Genomic DNA, 12378 nt, shown 5'->3' on the forward strand with positions numbered 1-12378 from the left:
GTTCAGCGTGACGTGAATCCCGACAGCGACGCCGAGGGCAGTTTTCTTCAATACCGACACGCGCGGCTTCTTTAGTCTCGATGCGACTTTGACATTCGCATGGAGACAATCAATGAGCATGCTGGTTTCGATGGCCGCGTTCGCGCTGGCGTCGTCGATCACGCCCGGTCCCGTCAACATCGTCGCGCTCAGTGCGGGCGCCCGCCACGGCCTCGGCGCGAGCCTGCGCTATGCGGCCGGCGCGACGCTCGGCTTCGTCGCGCTGTTCCTGCTGATCGGCCTCGGCCTGCACGCGGCGCTCGTGCGCTGGCCCGTGCTGACAACCGCCACGCAGTGGTCGGGGATCGCATTCCTGCTGTACATGGCGCTGCGTCTCGCGCTCGACGACGGCCGGCTGTCGGCCGATCCGATCGTAGCCGGCCCGTCGGCGGCGGCCGGCGCGGCGATGCAGTGGCTGAATCCGAAGGCGTGGCTCGCGTGCGTGGCCGCGATGGGCGCGTATGCGGCCGATGGCGACCGCGCGCAGGTCTGGCAATTCGCCGCGCTGTATCTGGTGATCTGTTTCGCGTCGATCGCGTGCTGGGGCTATGCGGGCGCGTCGCTGCGGCACCGGCTCGCGAACGCGCGGCGCATGCGCATGTTCAACCGGCTGATGGCGCTGCTGCTCGCGGGCAGCGCGCTTTTCCTGCTCGACGTGTAGCCGGCCGGCCCGCAGATCGGGCGCCTCGGCGCAGCGACGGCGCAAGCGCACTCCACACTCCGCCGCCCTGGCGCTCAGCTCATGGCGCTACGGTACTGCCCGGGCGTCGCGGCCGCGATCCGCCGGAACGCGCGCTGGAAGTGCGCCTGGTCCGCGAATCCCGCGTCGAGCGCGACGTCGGCGATCGGCCGGCCGCGGCGCAGCTCGGTGCGGCCGTACTGCACGCGGCGATCGATCAGGAACGCATGCGGCGTCATCCCGTAGCGCGCGTTGAACGCACGGATCAGGTACGACGGCGACAGGTCGGCGGCCGCGCAGATCGCATCGAGCGTCACGCCCTCGCGGCAATGCGCGGCGATGTAGTCGGCCGCGCGCGCGAGCTTTGCGTTGTCGTCGCCCGGCCGCGGATCGGGCAGCTCGCGATCGAGCGCGCCGTGCAGTTGCGTGAAGAATTCGACCGCCGCGCTCTCCTTGCCGAGAGGATCGATGCCGGGCGACACGAGCGCGCGGTAGAAGACGCCAAATTGCGCGAACAGGTCGCACCGCTCCGTCAACTTCGGCGAAAACCCGTGAAAATCGCCGTTCGGATCGCGACCCAGCGAATGCTGCAGCCGCGCGAGCCATGGAACGTCGACGTAGACCATCCGGTACGCCCATGCGTCTGGGCCGTATGGATTGCACGCGTGCACCTGCTCCGGATCGATGATCACGAGCACGCCGCGCCCGACATGCGCGTTCGTCGCGCCGTTCACGTAGGTGCTCGTACCGCCGACGATCGCGCCCACCGAAAACGTGTCGTGCGTGTGCTTCGCGTAGCAGATCGCGCGCCCGTCGTCGACGGTGCGCGCCTCGATGAACGGCAGCGCGGCATCGCGCCAGAACGGCGACGGTACGGCGGATCGGTTGGAGATACGGCTCACGCGGCGGGCTCCTGGTTCGGGCAGCGAACGCTCACCGTACAAGACTGCGCGGACCGATGCAACCCGCGCTTTGCAGCTTCGAAGCCGAATCGCGCCGTTTCGCCTAAGCTTTGAAATCCGGCCGCCGCGACACGCGCGGCGGTTCCCGTTCACTCCTCTCCCGTCACGCTCATGCACATCGATCTGAAAGGCAAGACCGCGGTCGTCACCGCCTCCACCGCCGGCATCGGGCTCGCGATCGCCGAAGGGCTCGCGCGCGCCGGTGCGCGCGTCGTCGTCAACGGCCGCAGCGACGCATCGGTACAGTCCGCGCTCGCGCAACTGCGCACCGCCGTGCCCGGCGCGAGCTTCGAGGGCGTCGCCGCCGACCTGTCCGACGCGGCCGGCGTCGCGCGCGTCACGCAGCACACGCCCGATGCGGACATCCTCGTCAACAACGCGGGCATCTACGGCCTGAAGGCGTTCTTCGACATCGACGACGCCGAATGGGAACATTACTTCCAGATGAACGTGATGTCCGGCGTGCGGCTCGCGCGGCATTACTTGAAGGGGATGATCGAACGCAATGCCGGGCGCATCGTGTTCATTTCGTCGGAATCGGGCCTGAACATCCCGGTCGACATGATTCACTACGGGTTCACGAAAACCGCGCAACTGTCGATCTCGCGCGGCCTCGCGAAGCTCGCCGCCGGCACCCATGTGACCGTCAACTCGGTGCTGCCGGGGCCGACGCTGTCGGAAGGCGTGCGCGCGCTGCTGAAGGAAACGGCCGACAAAACGGGCCGCAGCGTCGAAGACGTGGCCGTGGACTTCGTGCGCGATCATCGCTCGAGCTCGATCATCCAGCGACCCGCGACGCCCGAGGAAGTCGCGAACATGGTCGTGTACGTATGCTCGCCGCAGGCTTCGGCGACCACGGGTGCGGCGTTGCGCGTCGACGGCGGCGTGGTCGACACGCTCGCATGACCGCTCACGCGCGGCGCACCGCTTCGCGCTAGCGCGAAGCGGCCTTGTCCGGCTGGAGCGTGCCCTTTCGATCGGCGTCCATGCAGGTATCGAAGCCGTACTGCGTGACGACACCGGCCTTGTCGAATACGACGAAGTAAGGCCGGTGATCGTTGCCGTGCTCGATGAAGTAGTTGTAGCAGACGCCGCTGCCGTTGCGGACCATCCATACGCTGCGCGGGTTGCCGCCGGCGCGTACGACATCGGCGCGCGTCGCGCCATGCCGCGACGCGGCCCGCGCGAGCGGCGTACGCGAATACGAGAACGGCAGCCACGGGTCGAACCACGCGCAGCCGTGCAACATCAGGCAGCCGGCCGCCAGGGATAGCGTCGCCGCGGGACGGGACATCGAAATCAATCGCATGCTTGGGGAATTCTGCCGCGCCATGCCGGCGTGATCGAAAGCCCCATGCTACTAGACCTTTGGGTCCGGATCGAAAAGAAATGTAGAGATCCGTATGCAAACCCCTGCCCGGCATGCCCCGTGTGCAAGCCGGATCGTTGCCGATCGTTGCGGCCGGCGCACGCTTGCACGCGCCCCCATCCCTTCGCGCCGATCCATCGGATCGGCGCGAAGGCGGGCATCGTCACGCGATCCATTCGGCCCACAGCATCGTCAGCACCGTCATCAGCGCGGGGCCGACGAACAGGCCGATCAGGCCGAACGTCTCGGCGCCGCCGAGGATGCCGAACAGCACGAGCAGGAACGGCAGCCGCGCCGAACTGCCGATCAGCACCGGCCGCACGAAATGCTCGGCGACGAACACGACGACGAAACCGAGCACCGCCACCACGACAGCCCACACTGTCGCGCCCTGCACGAACAGCCAGAGCGCCGCGCCGCAGAACACGATCGGCGCGCAGAACGGCAGCATCGCGGCAATCGCCGTGACGAGTCCGAGCAGCGCCGCATGCGGCACGCCCGCGAGCGCATAGGCGACGCCGAGCAGCGCACCCTCGCCGAGCCCGACGACCACGAGCCCCGTCACCGTGCCGTACACGGCCTTGACCATGCGCTCGATCAGTTCCGCGCCGTTGCGCCCGAACGCGCGCTGCCCGCCCTGCAGCAATGCGCCCGACAGCTTGTGGCCCGCGCGCAGGATCACGAACAGCGTGACGAGCATGAAGCCGAATTCGAGCAGCGCATGCGCGAGCTTCGTGCCGAACTGCCGGCCGAACGCGAGGAATTTCTCGCTGTTGACGCCGTGCATCGCGCTGGCTGCATGCAGCGGATGACCGAGATTGGCCTGCCACCACTCGGTGATCTGCGCCGAACCGTAAGGCAGCCGGCCGACGACGTCGGGCAGCGGAATGCCGTTGTCCTGGATCGTACGCAGCCACTCGCGCAGGTCGTGCGCCTGCCCGATCGCCTGGGTTGCCGCGATGGCGATCGGCAGCACGACGAGCAGCGAGATCGCCGCCGTGATGACGAGCGCGTTGACCGTAGGCCGGTTGCGGAACAGCCGGTGCGACTCGAAGCGTTTCAGCAGCGGCCACATCGCGATGGCGATCACGCAGGCCCACGCGATGGCGGGAATGAAGTCGCGGATCACCCACAGCGCGAGCACCAGCAGCGCCGCATACAGCGCGACGCGAGCGATCTGCTGCGCGCGCGGCTGCGCGGCGGCCTCGTGAGACGACGGCACATGTGCGTCCATGGCACCTCTGTCGAAATGGAAAAATGGCGGTTCGCGCAGGCAACCGGCCTGCACGAACCGCCATTCTATCCATCGGCACCGGATCGGCGGCGCGCGTCACACGCGGGCCGCCGCGGCGCCATGTTGCCGCGTCCGCTCAGGCCACCTTGTCGGCGATCCGGTAACGCTCGAGCCAGTGCGCGTACGGCGCGGGCAGCGTCCACGACGGGCGCTCGACGCCAAGCTGCTTCGCCGCGTAGTACGGCCAGTGCGGATCGGCCAGATGCGCGCGGCCGACCATCACGAGATCGAGCTGTTCTTCCGCAACCACGCGGTTCGCCAGTTGCGGCGTGTCGATCCCCCACGCGGACGACACCGGCAGCCCGGCCTCGCGGCGCACGCGCTCGGCGATCGGCGCGAGGAACGCCGGGCCCCACGGAATCTGCGCATCGGGTGTCGAGAAGCCGACCGACACGCTCAGCATGTCGAGCCCTTCCCGCTTCATCCGCTGCGTGAGCGCGATCGACTCGGCGAGCGTCTCTTCGTCGCGGCCGTCGTATTCGATCACGCCAAGGCGCGCGGTCAGCGGCAGATGCTCGGGCCATACCTTGCGGACGGCCGCGAGCGTCTCGACGACGAAACGGCCGCGGTTCTCGGCCGAACCGCCGTATTCGTCGGTGCGGTGGTTCGAATGCACCGAGAAGAAGCTCTGGCCGAGATAACCGTGCGCGAAGTGCAGTTCGAGCCATTCGAAGCCCAGGTCGCGCGCGCGCTTCGCCGCTGCGACGAAGTCGGCCTGCACGCGGGCGATGTCGTCGTGCGTCATTTCGCGCGGCACCTTCGGCAGGTGCGCGCCGAACGGCACGGCCGACGGCGCGATGGTCTGCCAGCCGCGCGGATCGCCGTCGGCGATATGGTCGTCGCCTTCCCACGGACGGTTCGCGCTCGCCTTGCGGCCTGCGTGCGCGATCTGGATGCCGGGCACCGAGCCCGCTGCCTTGATCGCCGCGACCGACGGCGCGAACGCTTCGGCCTGCGCATCGTTCCACAGCCCCGCGCAGCCCGGCGTGATGCGCCCTTCCGGCGACACGGCCGTCGCCTCCGCGATCACGAGGCCCGCGCCGCCGCGCGCGATGCCGGCCAGATGCACGTGATGCCAGTCGTTGACGACGCCGTCTTCGGCGACGTACTGGCACATCGGCGGCACCGCGATGCGGTTGCGCAGCGTGACGTCCTTGAGTTTGAACGGTTCGAACAGGGCAGACATCCACGACTCCTTTGCTTGGTTCTGCAAAACGACTGGGAACTCGCCGGGCGATGCGCACGGCGGAACGATTCGGGCCGTCGTCGGGGCGGCTGCGCCCGGCGACGGATACGGAACGGCGCCGGCCGGGCCGGCGCCGGATGCTTACCGGCGGCCGAGCTTCGCGAGCAGCGCCTCGGCCGCGGGCGCCGACGACGCGGGGTTCTGCCCCGTGATCAGCAGCCCGTCGGTGACGACATGCGGCGCCCAGTCGGCGCTGCGCTCGAATTCCGCGCCGTTGGTCTTCAGCATGTCCTCGACGAGGAACGGCACGACTTCCGTCAGCTCGACGGCCGCTTCCTCGCTGTTGGTGAAGCCCGTCACGCGCTTGCCGCGCACGACCGATTCGCCGGTTGCCGGGTTCTTCACGTGACGCAGCACGCCCGGCGCGTGGCAAACGGCCGCTACCGGCTTGCCGGCCGCGAGCGTGCCCTCGATCAGGCCGATCGAATGCAGATCCTCGGCGAGATCCCACAGCGGGCCGTGGCCGCCCGGGTAGAACACCGCGTCGTAATCGTCGGCCGACACGTCGGCAAGCTTGCGCGTCGACGCGAGTTCGGCCTTGGCCGCCGGATCGGCGTCGAAGCGGCGCGTTGCGTCGGTCTGCGCGGACGGATCGCTGCTTTTCGGGTCGAGCGGCGGCTGGCCGCCCTTCGGCGAAACCAGCGTCAGCTCGACGCCCGCATCCTTGAACGCGTAGTACGGCGCGGCCAGTTCCTCGAGCCAGAAGCCGGTCTTCTTGCCGGTGTCGCCGAGTGTGTCGTGCGAGGTCAGGACAACCAGAATCTTCATGATCGAAACTCCTTCGAAAATGGACGGGAACGCTGCCGCGCAACCGGGGCGGTCGGCGCGACACGCCTGTCGGTTAGTCCGCTATGGCGCGTCAACGTGCGACTCGCGTATCCGAATGCCGTGCGCGCCTATTAGACCAGTCGTCTAGAAAAATCCCAAATAAAACGACGGCGTACCCTGCACGATCGGCATCGCAGCGCGAAATGGCAATTTCGCGTCTTCGTTGCACGCGCCAGCGGACGTCGTCGCATTCACGAGGACGCATGATATCCACGGATTAGACCAGTCGTCTAGTAAATGGCCATTCGCCCCTGCCGTCGTCATGGCCTTTTCGACCGGGCGCGATCCGGCAACGTCCGCCACCGATCGCGCCCCGCCCGTGTCCGTCGCGCCGGCTAGCCGCGCAACGGACCGTCCGTATCGCCGGCCTCGATTACCGGCGCCTCGAGTCGATGCCCGCATGCACCGTCGTCCAGCCGCCTCAGCATCAATTCCGCCAGCGCGCGTCCCGACGCGTGCCCAGTCGGCTGGATGACGGCCGTCACGCGATGCGGATGCGCGATGTCCGGCGGCACGCCGTCGTAGACGATCAGCGACACGTCCTGCCCCGGCCGCAGCCCGCTGTCCACGAGCGCCCGAAACGCGCCGCCGCCCGCGATGTTGTTGTCGACCAGCAGCGCCGTCGGCCGCTCGGCGCGCGCGAGCAGCGCCCGCGCGGCCTGCAGCCCGCCGTCGTGCGTAAACGTACACTCGACGAGCAGCGCCGGATCCGGCTCGATACCGGCCTCGCGCAATGCCGACAGATAGCCTGCGCGACGCTGCGCAGCGAAATTCAGCGCAAGCGGCGCGCTGATCATCGCAATGCGCCGATGTCCGAAACCGGTCAGCCGGCGGACGGCATCGCGCGCGCCCGCCTCGTTGTCGAAATCGAACCACGCATACGGCTCCGCCGTTTGCGTGCGGCCGTATGCGACGTACGGAAACGCGTTCGACTGCAGGTACGCAATGCGCGGATCGTCGACCAGCGTGCGCGCGACGATCAGCCCGTCGACGAGCTTGCCGTCGACGATCCGCCGATAGGTGTCCAGTTCCGCATTCGGTCGCGCAGACGCGATGATGAAATCGAGATTGCGCTCGGCCAGCCGCTCGGTGATGCCCGCGACGACCTCGCCGAAACGCGGATCGCCGAGATCGCCCGCGCCGAACGGATAGACGATCCCGATCACGTCCGCCCGCCCGGTCGCGAGCCGGCGCGCGGTCGGGTCCGCCACATAGCCCATTTCCCGGGCGGCCTTCGCCACGCGCTCGCGGGTCGCCTCGCTGACGTCGTCGTAACCGTTCAACGCACGGCTGACCGTCGTCCGCGACAACCCGAGCGCATCCGACAGCGCCTTCAGATTCACCTTCACCGTCGCTCCTCGTGTTCGCCGGTCCGGCCGGATGCCCGGATACCCGGACGCCGGATGCCCGGGCGCCGGATGCCCGGATGCCGGATGCCCGGACGCCTCAATCGAGTAATTATTTCCATTTGGTAAGCATTACCGCCAAATAAATATCTTTTGCGTTCCAAACCGGTTTGAAATAGTATCCAAACCGGTTTGGACATCGATGCCACCTTCAGCCGTTCCCTTTCATCGTCAACTGAAACAACGCCGAGATGACACACTTTCTTTTTTGCCGCGCGACTGCGGCCAAACGTTTGCTGTTCGCTGGCGCGGCACTGGCCGCCTTCGCGTCCGCTTCGTCCGTTACGCACGCGCAGAGCGCCGGCGCCCCCGCGCCCACGCCGCATACGCAGCAGGCCTACGATCCCGAAGGCAACTTCACGATGCGCTGGACCCGCGCGGACATCCGCCAGATCGTCGCACAGTCGCATACGGCCGGCGCCGACAGGAACTCGCTGCCGCAAGCGCTGACGATGCCGGACATCCCGCAGGATTTCCCGCTGATCAACTCGAACGTGTGGGTCTGGGATACCTGGCCGCTGGCCGACCTGCGCGCGAACCAGCTCAGCTACAAGGGCTGGGAGGTGATCTTCTCGCTCACCGCCGATCCGCATGCGGGCTACACGTTCGATGACCGCCACGTCCATGCGCGCATCGGCTTCTTCTACCGCCGCGCGGGCGTCCCCGCGTCGCAGCGCCCCGCCAACGGCGGCTGGACCTGGGGCGGCCACCTGTTCCCGGACGGCGCGAGCGCCAAGGTGTTCGGCACCGCGCCGATGACCAACAACGCCGAATGGTCGGGTTCGGCGCGCCTCACGCATGGCGACAACGTCAGCCTCTACTACACCGCGACGTCGTTCAACCGCTCGGCGCCCGGCGGGGCCGACATCACGCCGCCGCAGGCGATCATCACGCGCGCCGACGGTCACATCCACGCCGACGACAAGCACGTGTGGTTCAGCGGCTTCGACGATCACAAGGCGCTGCTGCAGCCGGACGGCAACTACTACCAGACCGGCCAGCAGAATACCTACTTCTCGTTCCGCGATCCGTTCGTGTTCACCGATCCCGCGCACCCGGGCAAGACCTACATGGTGTTCGAAGGCAATACGGGCGGCCAGCGCGGCGCACGCACCTGCACCGAGGCCGATCTCGGCTACGCGCCGAACGATCCGTACAAGGAAGATCTCAACGCGGTGATGAATTCGGGCGCAGTGTATCAAAAGGCCAATGTCGGCCTCGCGGTCGCGACGAACCCGCAGTTGACGGAATGGAAATTCCTGCCGCCGCTCCTGTCGGCGAACTGCGTCGACGACCAGACCGAGCGCCCGCAGATCTACCTGAAGGACGGCAAGTACTACCTGTTCACGATCAGCCACCGTACGACGATGGCCGCGGGTGTCGACGGGCCGGACGGCGTGTACGGCTTCGTCGGCAACGGCATCCGCAGCGACTTCCTGCCGCTGAACGGCGGCGGCGGCCTCGTGCTCGGCAACCCGACCGACTTCTCCGCACCGGCCGGCGCGCCGTATTCGCAGGATCCGAACCAGAACCCGCGCGAATTCCAGTCGTATTCGCACTACGTGATGCCGGGCGGGCTCGTCGAGTCGTTCATCGACGCGATCGGCCCGCGGCGCGGCGGCACGCTCGCGCCGACGGTGAAGGTCAACATCAACGGCACGTCGACGGCGGTCGACCGCGCGTACGGACGCGGCGGGCTCGGCGGTTACGGCGATATCCCGGCGAACCTGCCGGCGACGGGCGCCGACCACAACGACGGCCCGGGCACCCGCCCGTAACGGCCGCGGCGGGCTACCGCCCGCAAGCGTTGAGGCGGCGCACATCGCGCGTGTCGCGTGCGCGCCGCTTTTTTTTCTTCCGCAGATCGCGCGTGCCGCCTTTGCAAGCGGCACGCGCCCTCCTTTCCCGCTTCGCGCGTCGGAGCACGGAACCCCGCATGAGATCGACGTTTTCCCGCTTTTCCTTCCGGATCGCCCGGCTGCTGCTCGCCTGTGCGGCGGGCGCGGCCTGCACGCAGGCCGCCGCCGCGCCCTGCGCCGCATCGACCGAAAACGGCACGCCGCAATGGCGCCCCGCGCTGCATTACACGCCGCAGCGCAACTGGATGAACGATCCCAACGGCCTCGTCTACGACGATGGCCGCTACCACCTGTTTTATCAGTACAACCCGCTCGGCAACGACTGGGGCAACATGTCGTGGGGCCACGCGACCAGCACCGATCTCGTCCACTGGCGCGAGCAACCGGTCGCGATGCGCGCGAACGCCACCGAGGAAATCTTCTCCGGCTCGATCGTCGCCGATACGCACAACACGTCGGGCCTCGGGTCGCCAGGCAAGACACCGCTGGTTGCGCTTTACACGAGTGTCTACAAGGACGGCTCCGGCCACGCGCCCGGCACGCAGGCGCAGTCGCTCGCCTACAGCGTCGACCACGGCGCGACGTGGCAGCCCTACGCGCACAACCCCGTGCTCACGCTCGATCCCGAATCGAAGCAGTTCCGCGACCCCAAGGTGTCGTGGTACGCGCCGGGACACTACTGGCTGATGACGACGGTCGTCGCCGATGCGCAGGTCGTCAAGCTCTATCGCTCCGACGACCTGATCCACTGGTCGTTCCTGAGCGACTTCACGTTGCCGGACGTGCCGCATGCAGGCGCACTGTGGGAGATGCCCGACCTCGTGCCGCTGCCGCTCGACGGCGATCCCCGACGCATCAAGTGGGTGATGATCGTCAATGTGAATCCGTGGTCGATCGCGGGCGGCTCGGGCGCGATGTATTTCGTCGGCGACTTCGACGGCCGCACGTTCACGCCCGATCGCGTCGCGCCGGCCGGTTCCGATCCCGCCCGGTTCCGCTGGGTCGATCACGGCGCCGACTTTTATGCCGCAGGCACCTTCTCGGGCGCGCCCGGCACTCGGCCGGTCGCGATCGCGTGGATGAGCAACTGGGATTACGCTGCAAAAGTGCCGACCACGCCGTGGCGCGGCGCGACGACCCTGCCGCGCGAGCTGGCGCTGAAGACGATCGACGGCGAACCCCGGCTCGTCGCCGCGCCGGCCGCCGCGTTCGACGCGTGGGCGGACGGCAGGCCCGCCGTGCACGAAGGCGAGCTCGCCGTCGAGTCCGCCACGCGCGAGCTGTCGGCGGCGACGCGCGGCGTCGCGCAACGCATCACGGTGACGATTGCGCCGCAGCGCGCGGCGCGCGCGGGCCTGATCGTCCGGCGCTCGGCGGACGGCACGACCGGCACCCGGATCGTGTACGACACGGCAAAACGCACGCTGACGCTCGACCGCTCGCAGTCCGGCGAAGCGAATTTCGCCGGCACGTTCAGCCGCGAGCATATCGTCGACCTGCCGCTCGAACACGGGCAACTGCGGCTCGAAATCGTCGTCGATCGCGGGTCGGTCGAAGTGTTTGCGAACGGCGGCCGCGTCACGCTCACCGACCTGATCTTTCCGCCGCTCGACGCGGACCGTGTCGCGGTGTTTGCCGAGCACGGCCGCGCGACGTTCTCGGGGCTCACGGTGACGCAACTCGAAGCCGGCGGCGATACGCGTAGCGCCTGCGCGGCGCGGTAGGTGCGGTTCGAGAGCGTAGCCCTTCCCGCACATGCGACGGGGACCGTCCGCCCGGCGCTGCGTTGGCCGGTGCGGTCCCCGCCGGCGTTACGGCTCAGAGCAATCCCATCCCGCCCGACGCGATGATCTCCGCGCCGACGATGAACGCGGATTCCGGCGCGCTGAGGTGCAGCACCGTCGACGCGATTTCGTCCGGCGTGCCGAACCGGCCGATCGGGACGAGGCCCTTGATCTTCCCGGCCGTCTCGTCGAGCGTCGCCGCATCGAGCCCGAGCTTGCCGTACAGCGGCGTCTGAACCGGCCCCGGACTCACGACATTCACGCGCACGCCGTGCGGCAGCAGTTCCGTCGACAGCGTCTTCGCGAACGAATTGACGGCCGCCTTGCTCGCCGCGTACACGGACGAGCCGGGCATCCCGATGTGCGCGTTGATCGAGCCGTTGATCACGATCGAGGCGCCGCGGTTCAGCAGCGGCACCAGCGACTGGATCTGGAAATACGCGCCCTTCACGTTGGTGTTGAACACGAGGTCCCACATGGCCTCGTCGCTGTCGGCGAACGGCGCGAGTTTCGCGACGCCCGCGTTGATGAACACGGCGTCGAGCCGCGCGCCCGCGGCGGCGATCGCGTCCGCCAGCGCGCGGGCCGACGCGACGCTGCCGGCCTCGTTGCGGATCGCGAGCGCCCCTTCGCCGAGCGTTTGCCGTGCGGCTTCCAGCGTCTGCGCGTCGCGCCCGGTGATGATGACCCGCGCGCCTTCGGCCGCGAATGCTTTGGCGGCCGCCAGGCCGATGCCGCTGTTGCCGCCCGTGACGAGGACCGTCTTTCCTTCGAAGCGTTGCATGATGTTCTCCTTTGAACCGGTGAGTTGACCGTGAACACAGGATGCGCGCGGCGACCTGTGTTGCCGTACGACGCGCGCGGCGAACATGTTCGAAATCGTCGAACGTGTTCGAGTGGGCGCTCCGTCGT

Annotated in this window: 11 protein-coding genes; 4 read left to right on the forward strand and 7 right to left on the reverse strand. The window is 68.2% G+C overall.

Annotated features, from left to right (window positions below):
• Positions 1-112 precede the first annotated feature (112 nt).
• Positions 113-700 carry a LysE family translocator gene (locus BT264_RS05440; RefSeq protein ID WP_072436708.1) on the forward strand — a complete coding sequence of 196 codons (588 nt, stop codon included), beginning with the start codon at positions 113-115 and terminating at the stop codon, positions 698-700.
• Between the two features lie 74 nt (positions 701-774).
• Here the strand turns inward: BT264_RS05440 and BT264_RS05445 are convergent, their stop codons facing one another.
• Entirely contained in the window at positions 775-1620 is an 846-nt protein-coding gene (locus tag BT264_RS05445; protein WP_072436707.1) for an AraC family transcriptional regulator, read from the reverse strand.
• Positions 1621-1791: 171 nt separating this feature from the next.
• Here BT264_RS05445 and BT264_RS05450 point away from each other — a divergent pair, with 171 nt between their 5' ends.
• Positions 1792-2586 carry an SDR family NAD(P)-dependent oxidoreductase gene (locus BT264_RS05450; RefSeq protein WP_072436706.1) on the forward strand — a complete coding sequence of 265 codons (795 nt, stop codon included), beginning with the start codon at positions 1792-1794 and terminating at the stop codon, positions 2584-2586.
• Positions 2587-2614: 28 nt separating this feature from the next.
• On the opposite strand, the gene BT264_RS05455 is transcribed toward BT264_RS05450, so the two are convergent.
• The 5 genes from BT264_RS05455 to BT264_RS05475 all read right to left on the reverse strand — a co-directional run bounded on the left by BT264_RS05455 (position 2615) and on the right by BT264_RS05475 (position 7766).
• Positions 2615-2989, reverse strand: coding sequence for a hypothetical protein (locus BT264_RS05455; RefSeq protein ID WP_051983619.1), 375 nt, complete (start codon positions 2987-2989; stop codon positions 2615-2617).
• Between the two features lie 223 nt (positions 2990-3212).
• Positions 3213-4283: an AI-2E family transporter gene (locus BT264_RS05460; protein WP_072436705.1), complete on the reverse strand. Its 1071-nt coding sequence runs from the start codon at positions 4281-4283 to the stop codon at positions 3213-3215.
• A gap of 136 nt (positions 4284-4419) precedes the next feature.
• Positions 4420-5529, reverse strand: a complete 1110-nt coding sequence (locus tag BT264_RS05465) for an NADH:flavin oxidoreductase/NADH oxidase (RefSeq protein ID WP_072436917.1) — start codon at positions 5527-5529, stop codon at positions 4420-4422.
• Positions 5530-5670: 141 nt separating this feature from the next.
• Positions 5671-6357: a type 1 glutamine amidotransferase domain-containing protein gene (locus tag BT264_RS05470; RefSeq protein ID WP_072436704.1), complete on the reverse strand. Its 687-nt coding sequence runs from the start codon at positions 6355-6357 to the stop codon at positions 5671-5673.
• 395 nt (positions 6358-6752) lie between these two features.
• Positions 6753-7766 carry a substrate-binding domain-containing protein gene (locus BT264_RS05475; RefSeq protein WP_072436703.1) on the reverse strand — a complete coding sequence of 338 codons (1014 nt, stop codon included), beginning with the start codon at positions 7764-7766 and terminating at the stop codon, positions 6753-6755.
• Positions 7767-8014: 248 nt separating this feature from the next.
• Here BT264_RS05475 and BT264_RS05480 point away from each other — a divergent pair, with 248 nt between their 5' ends.
• Both BT264_RS05480 and BT264_RS05485 read left to right on the forward strand, forming a co-directional pair.
• The gene (locus BT264_RS05480) at positions 8015-9601 is read left to right on the forward strand and encodes a glycoside hydrolase family 68 protein (protein WP_072436702.1); all 1587 of its coding nucleotides are present in this window, start codon (positions 8015-8017) and stop codon (positions 9599-9601) included.
• A 158-nt stretch (positions 9602-9759) separates the two neighbouring features.
• Positions 9760-11406, forward strand: a complete 1647-nt coding sequence (locus BT264_RS05485; protein ID WP_072436701.1) for a glycoside hydrolase family 32 protein — start codon at positions 9760-9762, stop codon at positions 11404-11406.
• 94 nt (positions 11407-11500) lie between these two features.
• Here BT264_RS05485 and BT264_RS05490 read toward each other — a convergent pair whose 3' ends face one another.
• Positions 11501-12250, reverse strand: a complete 750-nt coding sequence (locus BT264_RS05490) for an SDR family oxidoreductase (protein WP_072436700.1) — start codon at positions 12248-12250, stop codon at positions 11501-11503.
• Between the last annotated feature and the right edge of the window lie 128 nt (positions 12251-12378).

It is taken from the genome of Burkholderia sp. NFPP32 (genome assembly GCF_900119325.1).
Taxonomy (GTDB): Bacteria; Pseudomonadota; Gammaproteobacteria; order Burkholderiales; family Burkholderiaceae; genus Burkholderia; species Burkholderia pyrrocinia_C.

Bases quoted from the DNA above. Each gene is read 5' to 3' on its own strand.
- BT264_RS05440 (WP_072436708.1), top strand. From the start codon at position 113: ATGAGCATGCTGGTTTCGATGGCCGCGTTCGCGCTGGCGTCGTCGATC.
- BT264_RS05450 (WP_072436706.1), top strand. From the start codon at position 1,792: ATGCACATCGATCTGAAAGGCAAGACCGCGGTCGTCACCGCCTCCACC.
- BT264_RS05455 (WP_051983619.1), bottom strand. From the start codon at position 2,989: ATGCGATTGATTTCGATGTCCCGTCCCGCGGCGACGCTATCCCTGGCG.
- BT264_RS05460 (WP_072436705.1), bottom strand. From the start codon at position 4,283: ATGGACGCACATGTGCCGTCGTCTCACGAGGCCGCCGCGCAGCCGCGC.
- BT264_RS05465 (WP_072436917.1), bottom strand. From the start codon at position 5,529: ATGTCTGCCCTGTTCGAACCGTTCAAACTCAAGGACGTCACGCTGCGC.
- BT264_RS05470 (WP_072436704.1), bottom strand. From the start codon at position 6,357: ATGAAGATTCTGGTTGTCCTGACCTCGCACGACACACTCGGCGACACC.
- BT264_RS05480 (WP_072436702.1), top strand. From the start codon at position 8,015: ATGACACACTTTCTTTTTTGCCGCGCGACTGCGGCCAAACGTTTGCTG.
- BT264_RS05485 (WP_072436701.1), top strand. From the start codon at position 9,760: ATGAGATCGACGTTTTCCCGCTTTTCCTTCCGGATCGCCCGGCTGCTG.
- BT264_RS05490 (WP_072436700.1), bottom strand. From the start codon at position 12,250: ATGCAACGCTTCGAAGGAAAGACGGTCCTCGTCACGGGCGGCAACAGC.